The sequence below is a fragment of the Planomicrobium sp. CPCC 101110 genome, assembly GCF_007859395.1.
Lineage (GTDB): Bacteria > Bacillota > Bacilli > Bacillales_A > Planococcaceae > Planococcus.
This window is the reverse complement of the sequence record NZ_VOHD01000008.1, coordinates 63657-80648: the sequence shown is the minus strand read 5'-3', so window position 1 is coordinate 80648 and position 16992 is coordinate 63657. Positions and strand designations below refer to the sequence as shown.

General features: G+C 46.4%; 17 protein-coding genes and 1 riboswitch. Of the genes, 11 read left to right on the top strand and 6 right to left on the bottom strand.

Annotated elements, in window-relative coordinates:
* Window positions 1–200 precede the first annotated feature (200 nt).
* Both FQV30_RS12275 and FQV30_RS12270 read right to left on the bottom strand, forming a co-directional pair.
* A complete protein-coding gene (locus FQV30_RS12275; protein ID WP_146500448.1) occupies window positions 201–1649 on the bottom strand; it encodes a sugar porter family MFS transporter in 1449 nt (482 codons plus the stop codon).
* 195 nt (window positions 1650–1844) lie between these two features.
* Window positions 1845–3329, bottom strand: a complete 1485-nt coding sequence (locus FQV30_RS12270; RefSeq protein ID WP_146500447.1) for a phytoene desaturase family protein — start codon at window positions 3327–3329, stop codon at window positions 1845–1847.
* A 250-nt stretch (window positions 3330–3579) separates the two neighbouring features.
* On the opposite strand from FQV30_RS12270, the gene FQV30_RS12265 reads away from it, so the two are divergent.
* The 4 genes from FQV30_RS12265 to FQV30_RS12250 all read left to right on the top strand — a co-directional run bounded on the left by FQV30_RS12265 (window position 3580) and on the right by FQV30_RS12250 (window position 6897).
* Window positions 3580–3948: a D-aminoacyl-tRNA deacylase gene (locus FQV30_RS12265; protein ID WP_146500446.1), complete on the top strand. Its 369-nt coding sequence runs from the start codon at window positions 3580–3582 to the stop codon at window positions 3946–3948.
* A 288-nt stretch (window positions 3949–4236) separates the two neighbouring features.
* Window positions 4237–5034, top strand: a complete 798-nt coding sequence (locus FQV30_RS12260; protein ID WP_146500445.1) for a DUF4397 domain-containing protein — start codon at window positions 4237–4239, stop codon at window positions 5032–5034.
* Window positions 5006–5644, top strand: a complete 639-nt coding sequence (locus FQV30_RS12255) for a class F sortase (RefSeq protein ID WP_255473436.1) — start codon at window positions 5006–5008, stop codon at window positions 5642–5644. Before FQV30_RS12260 ends, FQV30_RS12255 begins: the two co-directional genes overlap by 29 nt.
* A gap of 188 nt (window positions 5645–5832) precedes the next feature.
* The gene (locus tag FQV30_RS12250; protein ID WP_146500444.1) at window positions 5833–6897 is read left to right on the top strand and encodes a glycosyltransferase family 2 protein; all 1065 of its coding nucleotides are present in this window, start codon (window positions 5833–5835) and stop codon (window positions 6895–6897) included.
* Window positions 6898–6968: 71 nt separating this feature from the next.
* Here FQV30_RS12250 and FQV30_RS12245 read toward each other — a convergent pair whose 3' ends face one another.
* On the bottom strand, window positions 6969–7676 hold the full coding sequence (locus FQV30_RS12245; RefSeq protein ID WP_146500443.1) for an MBL fold metallo-hydrolase: 708 nt from the start codon (window positions 7674–7676) through the stop codon (window positions 6969–6971).
* A 182-nt stretch (window positions 7677–7858) separates the two neighbouring features.
* Here FQV30_RS12245 and FQV30_RS12240 point away from each other — a divergent pair, with 182 nt between their 5' ends.
* Window positions 7859–8611: a DUF695 domain-containing protein gene (locus FQV30_RS12240; RefSeq protein ID WP_146500442.1), complete on the top strand. Its 753-nt coding sequence runs from the start codon at window positions 7859–7861 to the stop codon at window positions 8609–8611.
* A gap of 68 nt (window positions 8612–8679) precedes the next feature.
* On the opposite strand, the gene FQV30_RS12235 is transcribed toward FQV30_RS12240, so the two are convergent.
* Window positions 8680–9228, bottom strand: coding sequence for a hypothetical protein (locus FQV30_RS12235; protein WP_146500441.1), 549 nt, complete (start codon window positions 9226–9228; stop codon window positions 8680–8682).
* Window positions 9229–9406: 178 nt separating this feature from the next.
* Here FQV30_RS12235 and FQV30_RS12230 point away from each other — a divergent pair, with 178 nt between their 5' ends.
* Window positions 9407–10078: a ribonuclease H family protein gene (locus FQV30_RS12230; RefSeq protein WP_146500440.1), complete on the top strand. Its 672-nt coding sequence runs from the start codon at window positions 9407–9409 to the stop codon at window positions 10076–10078.
* Between the two features lie 8 nt (window positions 10079–10086).
* Here the strand turns inward: FQV30_RS12230 and FQV30_RS12225 are convergent, their stop codons facing one another.
* Window positions 10087–11628: a glucosyltransferase domain-containing protein gene (locus FQV30_RS12225; RefSeq protein WP_146500439.1), complete on the bottom strand. Its 1542-nt coding sequence runs from the start codon at window positions 11626–11628 to the stop codon at window positions 10087–10089.
* A gap of 145 nt (window positions 11629–11773) precedes the next feature.
* On the opposite strand from FQV30_RS12225, the gene FQV30_RS12220 reads away from it, so the two are divergent.
* Both FQV30_RS12220 and FQV30_RS12215 read left to right on the top strand, forming a co-directional pair.
* Window positions 11774–12784 carry a glycosyltransferase family 2 protein gene (locus FQV30_RS12220; RefSeq protein ID WP_146500438.1) on the top strand — a complete coding sequence of 337 codons (1011 nt, stop codon included), beginning with the start codon at window positions 11774–11776 and terminating at the stop codon, window positions 12782–12784.
* Between the two features lie 144 nt (window positions 12785–12928).
* Window positions 12929–13405 carry a DinB family protein gene (locus FQV30_RS12215; protein ID WP_146500437.1) on the top strand — a complete coding sequence of 159 codons (477 nt, stop codon included), beginning with the start codon at window positions 12929–12931 and terminating at the stop codon, window positions 13403–13405.
* A gap of 40 nt (window positions 13406–13445) precedes the next feature.
* Here the strand turns inward: FQV30_RS12215 and FQV30_RS12210 are convergent, their stop codons facing one another.
* Window positions 13446–13733: a hypothetical protein gene (locus FQV30_RS12210; protein WP_146500436.1), complete on the bottom strand. Its 288-nt coding sequence runs from the start codon at window positions 13731–13733 to the stop codon at window positions 13446–13448.
* A 199-nt stretch (window positions 13734–13932) separates the two neighbouring features.
* Here FQV30_RS12210 and FQV30_RS12205 point away from each other — a divergent pair, with 199 nt between their 5' ends.
* The 3 genes from FQV30_RS12205 (at window position 13933) to lipA (ending at window position 16924) form a co-directional block, all read left to right on the top strand.
* Window positions 13933–14862, top strand: coding sequence for an aldo/keto reductase (locus FQV30_RS12205; protein ID WP_146500435.1), 930 nt, complete (start codon window positions 13933–13935; stop codon window positions 14860–14862).
* Window positions 14863–14968: 106 nt separating this feature from the next.
* Window positions 14969–15071, top strand: a riboswitch (TPP riboswitch).
* Window positions 15072–15143: 72 nt separating this feature from the next.
* Window positions 15144–15983, top strand: coding sequence for a lipoate--protein ligase family protein (locus FQV30_RS12200; RefSeq protein ID WP_146500434.1), 840 nt, complete (start codon window positions 15144–15146; stop codon window positions 15981–15983).
* Entirely contained in the window at window positions 15980–16924 is a 945-nt protein-coding gene (lipA, locus tag FQV30_RS12195; RefSeq protein WP_146500433.1) for a lipoyl synthase, read from the top strand. Before FQV30_RS12200 ends, lipA begins: the two co-directional genes overlap by 4 nt.
* The last annotated feature ends 68 nt before the right edge of the window (window positions 16925–16992 follow it).

The following is a 16992-nucleotide window of genomic DNA, read 5'->3' as shown; positions in this document are numbered from 1 at the left end:
AGCGAAAAGATTTTTGAATAATTAAAAAACTTTCATTAGTACTATTATAAGCCTAAATATGCAAGAATGCAGTTTTATTATCAAATACTGAGGTTTGTCAGAAGGGAATGCAGTGAAAGCATGACAGAAGAAAAAGCATATCCAGGATAAAAGAAAATACTCCTGCGCCAGCCAGGAAGGCGGGACAGGAGTATTTCAATTTAAGTGCTGGAAAGGGTGTTGGCCGGATTTTTCTTGATTTTTGTACTTCTGCTATGGCTATGGAAATGATGTTCGATTTCCTCCAAAGTGTGGCCTTTGATTTCCGGCATGAATTTGTAGATAAAGGCAATGGCACCTACACCGAAAATTGCAAAGAAGCAGAACGTGCTTGACAAGCCGATTGCATCAAGCAAAATCGGAAATGCAAAGCCGATTGCGAAATTTGTAATCCAGCTCCAGAACACTGCCACTCCCATGCCGATGCCGCGCAGTTTAAGAGGGAAAATGGCGGACAAAACAAGCCAAGTAACCGGGGAAATTGCGCCTTGCTGGAACGCTAGGAATGTGACCGTCAATGACAGTACGACGTAAGGCAAAATAGCCGACCCTTCAAGAACATTCGAGAAAATCCCGATCAGCAATAAGGTGGCAGTGGTGCCGATCAGTCCGCCAAGCAACAGCGGGCGGCGGCCAACACGGCCGAGAAGCCAAATGCCGACAAAGGTAGCGAGCACAGAAATGACTCCGTTGGCAATGTTCGCCGTCAAGGCTGCTTTCGTCGAAAAGCCGGACTGTTCAAGAATTTGGGTTCCATAATACATGATGGAATTGACACCGGTAATTTGCTGAACGACCCCAAGCCCGATTCCTAGAATAACAATGCGCCGGATCCAGGGAATGGTCAAATCTTTGAATGAAGCTTTTTGGACTTTCGATTCTTCGCCGAGCGAATCCTTGATTTCTTCTATTTCTGACTGTGCATGATGTTCACTCCGTATTTTGCGCAAAACATTCAGTGCTTCGCCGAATTTGCCTTTGGTTGCATACCAGCGTGGACTTTCAGGAACGATAAACATTCCGATCCATAACGCAATTGCCGGAAGGGTTGCTAGAACAAGCATATATCGCCACACATGCCCGGAATCTTCAAAGACATTGGCAAGGATAGCGTTGGTTACATAAGCCAATAATTGGCCGGAGACAATCATCAGTTCGTTTTGGGTAACAATTTGCCCCCTGCGCTCAACTGGCGCCATTTCAGCAAGGAAAGTTGGAACTGTTACTGAAGCTCCACCAACCGCAAGGCCGAGCAAGAAGCGAAACGCAATCATTATTGGCACGTTCGGCGCAAACGTGCAGCCGAGCGTTGTTATCAAAAAGAAGATAGCAAGAAAAAGGAGGGCTTTCCTGCGTCCGAACCGGTCAGCCAGCCTTCCGGTGAACATAGCGCCGAACGCCGCTCCGAACAAAAGCGAGCTTGTAACGAGGCCTTCAGTAAAAGGGGTAAGATTGAGTTGGTCTTCTCTGGACATGAATGGCAAAGCGCCATTTATGACTCCTGTATCGTATCCGAAGAGCAGCCCGCCGAACGTGGATATTATAGCGATTTTTCTAACAGATTTTTTGGGGCTGTCTGGTTTATCAGCTCCCGTTGAATATTGATCCATCTTGGGTCCTCCTCTTATAAATTATATAAAAATAGATTTACCCATTCATTTAAACTACTAAACTCAATGGGAGTTATTTTATATTACTCACAAAAGAAGGTTTTTTAAGTGAAGTTTCCTAAAGCCTGTATAAAAGAAAAAATTATAATTATATTGGTATACGATATGTGTGGATTCCTGTTTTTGAATGGCCCATTAAACAAGCCGGTTCCCTGATACGGAGCGGGCAGCGTGGATCCCGCTCGCCGCTGCGCCGATAGTGCCGCCGCCAGGGAAAATATGGTCGCCGCAAACGTAAAGACCGGGCAATCCCGAATGATGGGAAATGGAACGGAACAATGCATTATCCAGCGTTTGCGGAAATCCGCCGACATAGCCGTTTGGCCGGCCGGTATAGCGTTCCCAGCCTTTAGGGGCTCCTGTTTCCAAGTGGACAATAGCATCCCGGAAATAGGGAATCACTTGCTCAATCGCCAGCAGCATTCGATTTGTCAATATTTCGCGCATGGCATCATATTTTTCCTTTGTATCCCAGAGCTGTGCTTTAGAATGGGTGGAAACTGTTACGGTTTGATATCCTTCCGGAGCCCGAAGAAGATCCCCGATACGAGAAGCGGACATGAAGAAATGCTCCCCTTCTGTAAGGGAATCACCTGAACCGGTGGAGATTTGCCGAAACGGCGGTAAAGGGGCCAGCAGTTTATTTGCGTCCACTGCGATATAAAGCGTCAAAGTTGTCCAAGTTGGCGTCTGCATCCCGGTGCGGAGCGGCTTTTTTAATCCGGCAATCAAATCAGGCGCCATAAGAGAGGAGAATTGTTGAATCGGTACATTCAATACAACATCTGTCGCCTCATAAGAATTTCCGCGCTGGTCCGTTGCCAGCCATTGGCTTCCGTTTTGTTCAAGTTTAGTGATGGTCCGGCGCTTTTTTAACATGCCGCCGTTTTCCTGAATGCTCTCTGCCATCAATTCAGCGAACTGATATAAACCTCCCGGAACATAATAAGCCCCTTCATGATAGATATCGAGTGCGACAGCTGCAAGCAAAAAAGACACATGTTCACTGTCCGTTTGCATGCTGTCAATCAATAAGCCATCAAGCATTTTGCGGAAAGGGGCAAGCCCGTCCAAGCGATGGACTTTCAGCCTTTGGCCGAGCGTTTTGTTGAATAAAGGCAAGAGGCGGCCATGCTTTAACCGAAGCGAGCGCAACAAGCCAGTCCACTCTTTGATATTGGCAGGCGGCAAGGCTGGCAGCGGTCCCATTAGCGTTCGGACTAGGAAGGCGGTTTTATAGATTTCCTGATAGAAATCTCGCAAACTTTTTTCGTGTTCAGGAAAATAACGGAAAATTTGGCTGATATGGTGATCCCGGTCTCTCAGGAAAACAAATGTTTTTCCCGGATGAACCATCTCCATGACAGTTTCAAGCGGCTTGAGCGGCATAGGTTTCTCTAAATAACGGAAGACGCGCTCATGGATGCCGCCAGGCTCCAGCCCCATGCCAAGCGTAGCTCCTGCTGGAAACAAAAACGATTTTCGCTTGAACTTTCCTGCACTGCCTCCGAATTCTGAAGAAGCTTCAAGCAGGGTGACTTCAAATCCATGCTTTGCAAGCAAAGCGCCAGCTGTCAGCCCGCCTATGCCAGCTCCGATGACCAATACTTTTTGCTTCATCTTGAATCGCTCCTTAATATTGCATAAGAAATATGCAAGTTTGAAAAAATTTAAAACAGGTAAGCATAAGTAACATGATTTATCTGGCACCGATAGAATTGTGCTGTAAAAAATATTCGGTATTACAAATAAATATGCAGGATTTTATAAAGGTTTTGTCGAATTTAAAAAATCAGGCAGAAGAAAGAAGTCACCAAAAGAAAAATAGTTAAGCTGTATTAAAATTGCAGAATAAAGAGGGGGAAAGAAGATGTTGATCAATCCATACGAATCTTTTATGTCCGCTGCAATCCCGGAGGAACTGCAAAAGCTCTACGAAGAGATGCTGAAATACTGTGATGAATATGGACCTAAGAAGGAAGACTTGGAGGAGGACGATGAGGCCTCGATCATATTGGATGATATCAGCCTCTTGAACCCTCATGATAAGTCTAGCTGCATAGAGGCTATCCGGTTGCTCCACTATTTTTTATACGAATACAGCTGGCACGAAGATAACGCCATCGAAGAAAAGATCGAAGCTTTATTAAGCAAAGCAAAAGAAATACTGCCGCAGGAAAAACGCCAGCGCCGCACAATGCGGAGATGGATCATGCGTTTGGACAGCAGAAAACTATAACCGAATATAAGTTTTGTATAAAATCTGTTGGATGTTGTCCCGCTTAACCGGAGGCAGCATCTTTTTTTGCGTTTAAAGCACAGCAATCTTCTTGTCTTCGCCTTCTAATTTTCTGTTTACCCGTAAGCCGAATGATTTAACTTCATAAATTTCAGGAGTCTGGAAGGAATCATAATCCCATGAGTGTTTTTTGAATTATCAGAATAAAAAGTTGCCATATAGTCAAAAAAGTAGTATAAATAAATTGCATAACAATTATATAAAAATTATACAAAAGGAGAGGTTAAAATGAAGAAGGTATTTGCTTCGCTGGCTTTTGCTTTCGCTTTGGGCTTTACAACTGTTTCAGGAGTCTATGCAGCGGATGCAGGAAAAGTCAGGGTCGTCCATGCTTCACCCGATGCACCGGCAGTCGATGTTTACGTCAATGGCGAATTAGCCTTAGAAAACGTGGCCTTTAAAGCGAATTCCGGGTATTTGGATGTTCCAGCCGGGACGCATGACGTGGAAGTTTTTGCGAACGGTTCTGAATATGCCGAAGGCGAAGGGGTGCTGCAAGCCGATTTGGCAGTTGAAGCAGGAAAAGCCTATACAGTGGCTGCAGCCAATACTGTTGACGCACTGGAATTTGTGGTTGCCGAAGATTCGATGGAAGTATCAGAAGGAAAAGCAAAAGTCCGTGTCGGCCATTTATCGCCGGATGCCCCGGCAGTTGATGTCGGTTTGGTAGGCGGAGACGCACTCTTCAGCGGAGCTGAGTTCCCTGGTATTACAGATTATGCAGAATTGGACGCCGGCACATATGATCTTGAGATTCGTTTGCCTGATGGTACGCAAGTCCTGCCGCTTGGAGGAACGGAACTGGCAGCAGGCACAGTCTATAGCATTTTTGCCGTGAACAGTGCGGATGAGCTTGAAGTGCTGGCATTAGTGGATTATGAAAGTGCAGGTTCTCCGAATGGTATGCCGACTACCGGCCTAGGCACTCCTGATCCGCTTCAAAATTCTTGGTTATTAGTAATGGGGGGGCTTATTTTAGTAGTTGGAGCGAGCGGCTTTGTTTGGAAAAAACGCGTTCAAAACTAAGAAGCTGATTTTCCTGTCAATCGTTTTCTTAGCTGGATGCAGCAGTGCAGAAGATGAAGTAAGCATCCGGAGTGAAGATGTCGATTTTACTGTAAAAAACCCGCCGGCAGTTTCGCTTTCACATCAGTCTGCCGGAGAAAATCCAGTCAACGCCATCAAACGGGAAAGCATTAATCCAGAAAAAATATCCATTCCGGCCATAGGAGTCGAAGCGGTTGTCCAACACCTGGGCATTGCAAAAGACGGGACAATGGCTGTACCGGACAATATCGAAGAGGTTAGCTGGTTTGAACCGGGGTATCGGCCAGGACAGAATGGGCGTGCCGTTATTGCGGGGCATGTGGATGGAATGGACGGACCGGCCGTGTTTTGGGACCTGTCGCAATTGAGGCAAGGAGATCGGATAATAGTGGAAGGAGGAGGGGAGAAACTGGCGTTCCAAGTGCGTGCAATGGAGTCGGTACAGCTTGAAATAGCCGATATATCTGCAATTTTCGGCTATACTTCTTCGCCGGAATTGGTTCTGATCACATGTTCCGGCACATACAACCATTCCCTTGGCACACGCGAGGAAAGGTTGCTTGTGTATGCCAGTTATATAGATGAATAAAATAAGAAGGTCCCTCTCCAGCCAAGAGAGGGACCTTCTTATTCTGCGCTTTTGACCCGATATGGCATCAGCCGGTGCATGGATTCCTGTGGGAGACTGCCGAGAAGGAGATAGTACATTCTTTAGAGAATAAAACGATTAAAGGAAGGGCGAGTGGCCTGGACGCATAGCGAAAAGGAGGGGAAACTTTGAAGGGGGAAAAGTTGGTCAGCATCATTGTCCCTGTCTATAATTCGGAGACCTTTATCGGCAATTGCATAACAAGCATTTTGCAGCAAACTTATGGAAATATTGAGCTGCTTCTTATAAATGACGGTTCTGCGGATGGAAGTGGCAAAGTATGCGAAGCATACGCCCAAAGGGATGGCCGGATAAGAGTGCTGCATCAGGAAAATGCCGGACCATCAGCGGCCAGGAATAGAGGGATTGATGCCGCGAAAGGAACGTATATCCAGTTTGTCGATGGCGATGATACGATTGAACCGCATATGACTAAAAGTATGGTGAATGCGCTCGGAGAAGCGCATCAGCTGGTCATTTGCGGGTTCAAGAACATGCTCGAATGCAGTGATCAAGTGATCAGCGATGAAATTTTTTGTTTTTATAAGACCGGCAGTTTTGAAAAAGAAGAGTTGCTGGGCTTCTTTGGCGAACTTTATCGGGACTATTATATCCATTTCAACTGGAACAAAATTTATATATCGGAAATCATCAGAGAAAACGGCTTGCGGTTTGACTGCGATGTAATCCGCGGAGAAGACATGCTATTCAATCTTGGCTATTTGGAAAAATGCAGCCATGTGAAAATTATTGAAAATCCCTTCTACAATTATATGACATCAAACAGCGGATCAATCACCAGCACTTTCCGTCCCGACCTGTTTGAGAACCAGCAGCTGCTTTTTCAGCGGACAAGGGAATTCCTATGGCGAAATCATGCTTATGCTGGAAGGAATGCCGACTTGGTCGAAGAGTCTTATACGACCCGAATCATAGCCTGTTTTTCGAATCTTTTCCATCCCCGCAGCACCTTATCTTCACGCCAAATAAAAAAACATATATTGAAAATCATGTGGGATGGACGCGTGAACGAGCAACTGCATTATTTTGCGGCAGGAAATTTTGAAAAAAGGCTTGTCGGGAACTTGCTTGAAGCCAGAAAAGTGGAGTGGATTTACTGGTATTTTGCAATCAGGAGTTTCCTGCGGAAAGGGTTGAACGCCATTGGGCCGGAATCCAAAAAATGGATTTGATACTTCACTTTGTTTTATATGAAAAGCCGCTTTCCGAAAAATACGAAATTCCGGGAAAGCGGCTTTGCTTTTCATCTTAAGTTTTTTTCACTTTCCTTTATAGCTTTTTGAAATGCTTTCGCAGGATTTTCAATCATTCTTCCATGTCCGACTGCCAATAATCGCGGTTGGAAATTTTGCAGCTTTTTAGCGCTTGCAAGCGCGGCCTGTTTGTTCCAAGTGGCAAGTGCAGGAAAAGGAAACAGCGGTTTGAAAGTGCCTGAAACAGCAACTCCGCCTCTTGTATGGAGTGCATCCCCCGCAATCAGGCTATTGGTGCGCCGGTCGAGAAGCGAGATGGAGCCTGGTGTGTGGCCGGGTGAAAAAATCACTTCCAGAGAACCGATGATATCACCCTCAGCAAGAAGGATATCCGGCTTGGATTTGATGTTTTTTGGAACTCCGCCTTTTATCGGATGCCCAGCTTCTTCCGGGAGCAGGCTTTTGTCGCCGGCCAATAAGCGCGCATCCCGCGATGAGATTGATATCATGGCCTCCGGCAGCTTCGCCTTCAAAGAATCGAGCGAACCGATATGGTCGCTGTGGGCATGCGTCAAAATAATATTGGTAATGGGCTTGCCGATTTTCCTGGCCGCTTTCAAAATGCCCTTGCAACTGAAGGGAAGCGCGGCATCGACCAAAGTCAATTCGGTTTCTTCTTCGACCAAATAGCAGCTCACAGGGAAAAAGCGCGGCATGAATGTCAGTTGGTAAACGGTTCCTGATTGAACCATCTTCACGGATACACCACTCCTTTTTTTCTGATTATACAACAGAAGAATATCAAAAAACTTCAGAAGTCAGAAAATTTTTATTTCATTTCCTTTGAAAAAAAGTATAATAAATTCAACTCTTACTATTAGAGTTGAAAATGAGCGGCCTCTAGCGGCCGAGAAATTATCCATAGAGTGGAGGGATTGAAATGTCGGAATACTGGAATGCGTATGTGGATTTAATTGATGGCAAACCGGCATCAATCGTTTTGGATATGGAGGTTTCGCAAGAACTTGATATGGAAGAGTATAAGAATGCCTTTGCGGTGCGGCTGCCGCTGAAAAAGCCCAACGAAGACGGCTTGCATGCGGGAGCGGAAGCAGATCGGCTGACGATTGTCGAAGAAGAGCTTCTTGAAGCCGCCGAACTTAAGGGATACGCCAACGTCGGAAAACTGACGACCGACGGCAATCGGGATATCTTTTTCTATTCGCCGCATGAAGAAGAGGAAGAACTTGCGCTGATTGCGAACCGGCTGTATTTCTTAGCCGGCTACGAAGTGGAAGTTTTCAAGCTGGAGGAAACCCAGAGCTGGGATTTTTATTTTGAATTCCTTTATCCGGATTCTTTCCAATTTCAGCATATGGGCAACCACGAAGTGCTGGAAACGCTTGCGATGTCGGGCGATGATCTGGAAGCGCCGCGGCGGGTAGAGCATTTTGTCTTGTTTCAAAGTGAAAAAACAATGAAGCGGTTTGCGGACAGCATTCAACAGGAAGGCTTCACGATTGAGGAAGGTTCTTTCGAAAAAGATGATGAAGGCAATTACGTTATGTGCATATCACGAGTCGATTTTGTCACCTACAATGCCATCGATGAATTGACGGACTTCCTGGTGGAAATTTCAGCGAGGTACCAGGGAGAATACGATGGCTGGGAGACAGTTGTAGTAATCGAATAAACGATAAATAGACAAAAAACAGGATCCTTTCTCAAGCAGCTGCTTGAAAAAGGATCCTGTTTTTCTTGTTATTTCCCCCGCAGCGCGTTCACCGCTTTTACGAGCAGCAAGATGTATCCGGAAAGGAGTGCGTAACCAATGCCGATGATGAGCGCTGGCACGTGATCGGGCGTTGTTCCGGAATCAGTGGACATAGCCGCCAAATACAACGGCATGATGGGCAGCATCATAGCTCCGGGACCTGAGGCGATCAACAGCAAAGCACCAGGAACGATAATCATCCAGGGCCATAAAGGCTTTTTTGCTGTGGGCTGTGCCGGTGCGGCGTTATGGACAGGTGCCTCCGGGTGCGGAATTGCAATTTTCTCATCGGCTGTTTTGGATGGCCGAAGGCTTTTGAAAGCACGCCGCATTGCCCTAATTGCCAATATGCATAAGCCTGCGAGAATCGAAGTGAATAGCATTGAAAAAAAACTGACTTCATCCGGTTTCCATAATGGCATGAGTACCAGAAGCAAAGTGAACGGCAATGTAGGAATCATAAACAATCCGCCGACGATTAAAACAAACCAAGGCAGCAACTGATTTTTGGGCTTTTCAACTGCTGGCTGCTGCATTCTTCATTCCCCTTTAAGAAAAAGCGTTTTGTTTCATTATAAAATAAAGTCCGCCAAAATATAATTCCCCTTAAAAATTTTTGTGATGTAAGTTAACAAGGCGGCTGGCAGCAAGGAGTTTATGGAACGCTGAAAAGGAAATAAGACAAGTATACGGACAGAAGAAGGGGGAGCAGCGATGAATATCCGAATCGAATGGGCTTACCGGACGCCGAAAGGGACGGAAACTTTTTTTCGTTCAGGAGAAATGCCGGCTGCACAAGCGGTATTGCTGGCTGAAGATATCGAACGTACAGGTCGGGTTAGAAGTTTGCAGTTTGTTGACCGGTTCGACAGCACGTGGACATTAAAAGAACTGAGAGGATATATAAAAGGAATTGAAACAGAACCGCATAATATTGAAGTCTTTTTTGATGGAGGGTTTGATGTGGCGACCAAGCATTCAGGGCTTGGATGTGCCATTTACTATGAGCAGAATGGCAAGTCATACCGTTTGCGCCAAAACGCGCCTTCTTCCGAACTCACTTCAAACAACGAAGCGGAGTACGCCGCACTATATTTAGCCGTCCAGGAATTGGAACTGTTGGATGTGCACCATATGCCGGTGCGGTTTATCGGGGATTCCAAAGTGGTGATCAACCAAATGGCCGGAGAATGGCCGGCGCTTGAAGCTGATTTGTCGCGATGGGCTGATCGGATTGACGAAAAACTGAAAAACCTCGGCATCCAGCCGGAGTACGAACTGGTGCCGAGGAAATCGAATGGGGAAGCGGACCGGCTGGCGACCCAAGCATTGAACGGAATCGAAATCAGTGGAACACTGGAGTTAGGCGCCGGCGAAAAAAGCTGACAAATGGATTATTCGGGTTCTTCACTTAACTTGATGATGACCGTATCGTCGATTATCCGGACCGAGTCAGCGGCGGGCCAGCTGTCCATATCTGCATAGGCACTGCTTTCCAGGATGCTTTCGTATTCCTGGGGAGTCACCAACTCGAATGAGATGCCATACAAATTTTCCATCATGTACTGATAATGGCTCGGGAACCTCAAGAACGTATCTCCAAGCGCTCCTGTCATACGGGGAATGCTTTCAGGCACATACTCAGTTGCCATTTTGGATTCCATGGAGATTTCCCCGAATACTGCCAGCTTACTGGCGTTTTCGTAGCCGCTTGTCTGTTCCATGCGATTGGCGATGCGATTGACTGCCGCAACCGATTTTTCGTATTTCAAATTCATATTGAAATACGAGATATTCGCAATCAAGGCGAAATTGAAGACAACAAGTGCTGTTGCCAGTACGGTCGCCCAGGAAAACAGCTTTGTTTTCGGGGTTGCAGCTGCGAGATTGTCATAGAAAAGAACAGGCAGCAAATAGATTGGAACGAGCGGCAGCATCATCAGCATATGATAATTCACGCCAGGCGAAACAAAATAAAGGCTGTAAGCAGAAAAAGGCAGGCTTAAGATTAAAACAGCTGCAATGGCAGCCATCGGTTTTGCTACAGCTTGGTTGCGCTGCCTGATGAACATCGCAAATCCCAGCAGGAGCAGCGCAAAAACGGCTACGTTGGCAACTTCAAACAAATTGGCCGGCATGTCCGGGGCAAAGCCGCGGAAGAAAAAGTGTGAAAAGGCATTTCGGACCCGGATGATGGGGTCCCATAAACTGAATGCGCTGCCTACTTCATTCAGCCCTTGATAATCTCTCACCTCGCCTGCGAAGAAATTCCGGTAAAGCGTGAAAGTAATGGCGTAAAGCGCCATGCCGATGGCAGTTAATGCAAAAAAACGAAAGGCGTATGTAAAAAATTTTCTTAGTGATATCCCTTTATAAAGGATTTCACTAATCAAGAAAAGGGTAGTCAATGTTAAAAGCAACGGTAAATTGACTTGGTAGATTCCTACCGCGAAATAAAACAGCAGCGAGCCGGGCAAAAAGCCGTAACTGTATTTTTTTGTAAGAAGCAAAGCGGATGCGGTAAGCAAAAAACCTGCCATATAGCCGTCTGCTGTGAACATATACGAAAAAATGGCACTTATTGCCGGGAAAGCGACAATTAGGCCCGAAGTTAAAATGATGGAAAGGGCCTTTTTCAAATCCAGCAGTTCGGCAATCATGGCAGCAAATACTGCCAAGTAGAAAATAGACAGAAGCCCGTTGATCCATGGCAAATCGAAATAAGAGCTGATTCCGCTGAACGGGGATAGATAAAAGCGGCCAAGATTAAAATTGAATTGAGGAGTGTATATATTGATCAGGCTGTCGTGGTTTGGAATCGCATTCGTAAATATATACATATGCGTCAAGAAACCGATAACCACTGTGGAAAGAAAAGCCGTTTTCCAGTGGGGTTTGATGTGTTGAATCCATTTGGATAGTAACTGTTCTGGCATGGGCTGCTCCTTCCTTGTAAATTTCACTTGGTATAAGGGGAAAAACTATCGAAAGTATAGCATAGCCACCCCTGATTTCAAAGCAAGCCCCTAAACCATGATTCCACCTAGAGAAGACATGATGACGTGAAAGGTGTGACGGAGAATGAAGCTAATAACCATACTTATTCCCGCGTATAATGAAGAGGAGGTGCTTTCGGTCCTTTTGGAGCGGTTGAAACAAGTGACATCCCAAATTCCGCAATATCGCTTCGAGTATTTGTTCGTCAATGATGGGAGTACTGACCGTACACTGGAAATGCTGAAAGGGATGTCGATGTTCCATCCGGAAATTTCTTACATCAACTTGTCCCGGAATTTCGGAAAGGAGATTGCCATGCTCGCCGGTTTTGACCATGTACGTGGAGATGCGGTCATCATTCTGGATGCGGACCTGCAGGATCCTCCGGAATTGATCCCGCAGATGCTCCATTACTGGGAACAAGGCTATGATGATGTTTTTGCGAGACGGAGAAGCAGGGCGGGAGAGACATGGTTCAAAAAATGGTCATCCGAATCCTATTACAATTTGCTGGGGAAATTGTCATCCATTCCTGTCCAAAGCAATACTGGCGATTTCCGGCTGCTTGACCGCAAATGTATTGAAGCGCTGAACCAGATTCGGGAAACGCAGCGCTACACGAAAGCGATGTTCAGCTGGATCGGCTATAACAAGAAAGAGATATTATTCGACAGGGAGGCGAGGGTGGCCGGGAAAACAAAATGGAACTATCCGAAATTGTTCAATTTGGCTATCGATGGCATCACGGCATCGACAATTGCACCGCTGCGCGTATCCTCATTCATGGGAATGGCGGTTTCGCTTTGCGCATTTCTTTATATGCTGTTCATATTAGTCCGGACTCTTCTTTTCAATGATTCTGTTCCTGGCTATCCATCATTGATGGCGGTCATTTTATTTCTTGGGGGCATCCAATTGTTGTCGCTGGGCATTATCGGCGAATACTTGGGAAAAGTTTTTCAAGAAACAAAAGGCAGACCCGTTTACTTGGTCCAGGAATATTACTCCCGTGCACATGCCAACAAACGGATGGAAAACAAATCAGTCATACAATTGAACAGAAAAAGCCTGCCTAAGAAATCGAGCGATTTCTAAGCAGGCTTTTTTGCACGTGCGTTGAATGGTAATAGGAAAGAATCCGCTGGTTATTGACTGGCTGTCGGGAAGGGTCAGAGAACCATTTTCAGCGGATTCCGTTGGAAACAGCTTGATAAAACCGGAAGCCTGAGGAGGATTGCTATGGACAAGAACTTTTTTCAAAATGGTTTGCATGGCAAAGGAGCGCATGTTGATACAGCAACTGTGTTTGATGGCCTGGCCTGGCAGCTGGCTGGTGAAAAGAGGGAGCACTGCCCGCATTCGGTGTGGGAGCTTCTGAACCATATGCTTTACTGGCAGGATTTCATGTTGGCCTACTTAAAGGGGGAAGTGCCCGAAAGCCCGGAACATGCCATGGAATCATGGCCTGATTCATCGGCTCCAGCCAGTCAGGAAGAATGGGAAGGCGCAGTCTCACGGTTTTTGAAAAGCTTGCAGGAAGCCGAACAGGAAGGGGCAAAAGATTTGATGGAAAAATGTCCGGCTGGCAAAGGGAGAACACGAGCGGAATGGCTGATGGGAATCGCTCTCCACAATACTTATCATGCGGGCCAAGTTGCCATGGTCCGGAGAATGTCTGGAGCCTGGCCGCCTCCTTCAGGCGGAGATACCTGGTAAAAGCAGAACAGCTGAAAGAGGAGCGGTGTCGGCTCCTCTTTCAGCTGTATTTATTGTCATTTTCCTCAAGTTCGCGGTGGGTGAGAGGATAGCCCATAGACGTCCATTCAGCGCGATACGCGGCATCAAGTTCCGTAAGTCCGATTTCCGCGTCGTCATAGGCAGCATTTGGACTTTCCCGGCGGTCGACTTCTGCGCTATTTCGAATATCATGGTCTTTATAGATCCAATACGTATTTTTTTGTTTTTTGTAATTTTGCAGCAATAGGTAAATGCTGGTCGCCGCAATTCCGGCGTATAGGATGTTCAGGGTCGTGTATTTGTCCATTCCATTTCCTCCATTCAAAAAAGGTATTTCTTCTGCATTTCCCCTTTATCAGGAAGTTAATCATTTTTAGAGGGTGGACATAAACTTGGGGGGAAAGGGTAAAGAGACTACTGATAGGATAAGCGGGCGGTTTTTCTTGGGAGATGATGGAGCAGGCCGGCTTACCTGAACGCTTCAATCCACAAGAAAGGGTGTTTAGATGAAATTTTCAACAATGAAAAAAACCGATTTTCAAATTTCTGTCTTGGGTCTCGGAACGAATGCAGTAGGAGGACACAACCTTTATCAGGATTTGAACGAAGAAGATGGGAAAAATCTTGTGCGCGCTGCATTGGATCAGGGCATCACGTTTGTCGATACGGCTGATGTTTACGGCGAAGGCCGTTCGGAAGAATTGGTCGGTGAAGTATTGAAGGAGTATCGGCGGGACCAGTATGTTATAGCCACAAAAGGCGGAAGCGATTGGCGGAACGGGACAAAAGATAATAGTCCGGCCTATCTGCGCGGTGCCTTGGAAGAAAGCTTGAAGCGCCTTCAGCTGGATTATGTGGATTTATACTATATTCACTGGCCAGACGGAAAAACGCCTCTTGGAGAAGCGGTGGCCGAGCTGTCCGGTTTAAAACAGGAAGGGAAGATCAAGGCGATCGGTGTTTCGAACGTTTCGCTCGAACAGTTGAAAGAAGCCAATAGCAGCCTTGAAATTTCTGCTGTCCAGCTGCAATACAATATGTTCCAAAGGGAGATTGAAGCGGATTTGCTTCCGTATTGCGTTCAAAACAATATTTCGGTCGTTGCATACGGGCCGCTGGCATATGGTATTCTTGGTGGAGAATACTCAAAAGATTTTCAGCTGGAAGAAGGGGACTGGCGCAATAGTTCGCCGTTATTTCAGTCAGGGAATTTCAGGGATTACATCGAAAAAGTGGAGCAGTTGAAAAAGATCGCGGACAAGAAAGGGACAGGCGTCTCCAATCTGGCGCTTGCCTGGCTGCTTGAACAGCCTGGCATCGATGCCGTCATTCCGGGAGGCAAAAGGCCGGAGCAGGTGCAGTCAAATATAGCGGCTGCGGAAATACGGATTGAATCCGAGCTGATGGATGAGATCGAAGAAATCCTGCGAAAATAGGATAAGAGTTGTGTGGAAGTAAAATGGAATAAAAAGGAGCAATTTTCTTACTGTTTATTGTTCTCATATGGAGAGTGTGATAAGATTTTAACAATTGAAAATAAAAGTTGACTACTAGGGGAGCCGCATATTGGCTGAGACGGGCATTGCTCGGACCCTTTGAACCTGATCTGGACCATGCCAGCGGAGGGAAGTAGTGTGCGAATGCTTCTTTTTGCGACTGCATGCGCCGCTTCCCCCATGGGAAGCGGCGCTTTTTATTTTCAAAAAGGAGGGAAAAAATGAAAGATACATGGTTTTTGGTGGATTCCGGCCATTGCTCGCCGGCATTTAATATGGCGCTTGATGAAGCTTTGCTGAATTGGCACAGCGCGGGCAAGATACCGCCGGTTTTACGTTTTTATGGTTGGAAGCCGGCCGGCATTTCAATCGGTTTTTTTCAAAAAGTGGATGGGCAGATCGATTTGGAAGGGGCCAGGAACTACGGAGTTGAACTTGTGCGCAGACAGACTGGCGGCAAAGCGGTGCTGCATGATTCCGAATTGACGTATAGCGTCATAGTTTCGGAAGAGCATCCGGATATGCCGAAAACCGTTAAGGAGGCTTATCTGGTATTATCCAAAGGGTTATTCGAAGGCTATAAGGAACTTGGGATCAAAGCGGAATTTGCAATGCCGAAAAGCGAAATGGCGAAAAAAGGGTCGGCGGTTTGTTTTGAAGAACCTTCTTGGTACGAATTGGTGATCGATGGAAAGAAAGCGGCAGGAAGCGCCCAGACACGCAAAAGTGGTGTTATTCTTCAGCATGGGTCAATCCCGCTCGAAATAGATGAAAACAAATTGTTTGATTTGTTCTTATACCCAAATGAAGAAGTGAAACAACGGGCAAGGGAGGCATTCGGCAACCGTGCAGTTGCCATAAATGACGTTTTGCCGCATCCCATCAGTTTTGATGAGGCAAAAGCGGCCTTCAAGAAAGGTTTTGAGCAAGGGCTGGATGTTGAATTGATTCCGTTTGAACTGCCATCTCTTTTACTGGCGGAGGCACAGGAATTGGAAGAGAAGTATAAAAGCGAAGAGTGGAACTATTCAAGAGGAAGAAAGGAAGTGCGGCAATCATGACAAGGAACAAGGAATACGTGCGCAAACCTGAATGGCTCAAAGTCAAGTTGAACACCAACGAATCCTATACTGAACTGAAAAAGCTGATGCGGGAGAAAAAATTGAATACTGTCTGCGAAGAAGCCAGATGTCCGAATATCCATGAATGCTGGAGCGTGCGGAAAACAGCGACGTTCATGATATTAGGCGACACATGCACACGGGCATGCCGCTTTTGCGCGGTCAAAACGGGATTGCCGAACGAACTTGACTGGGGGGAGCCGGAACGCGTCGCCGAATCTGCTGAAATTATGGGATTGAAGCATGTGGTGGTTACTGCCGTGGCGAGAGATGACTTGAAAGATGGCGGTGCCGCCGTTTTTGCTGAAACTGTCCGGGCCATCCGCCGGAGAGTACCCGGCTGCACCGTGGAAATCTTGCCTTCCGATATGAAAGGCGATTACGAAAGCTTACATACATTAATGGGCAGTGAGCCTGATATTTTCAACCACAATATTGAAACCGTCCGCCGCCTGACGAAGCGTGTGCGGGCTGTCGCAATGTATGACCGGTCGCTGAAGCTGCTGGAACGCGTAAAAGAAATTGCCCCTCATGTTCCGACAAAATCAAGTATCATGGTGGGCCTCGGAGAAACGAAAGAGGAAATTTTGGAAGCGATGGACGATTTGCTTGCACATAACGTGGACATCATGGCAATCGGCCAGTACTTGCAGCCGACAAAAAAACATTTGGATGTCGTCCGGTATTACCACCCGGATGAGTTCGCGGAACTGAAGAAAATTGCTCTTGAAAAAGGTTTCAAGCATTGTGAAGCCGGCCCCATGGTGCGTTCTTCTTACCACGCTGACGAACAGGTCAGCGAGACATCTGCGCAGCGGCGGATCAAGTACATGAAAGACTATGAGTCGCAAGGGAAGCTGCTGGAAAGTGCGGAATTTTAAAGGAAGCTGGATTCACCAAACTTCTTCAACCAAAGAAGGCACCGGCAAATAAGAAGATTTGCCGGTGC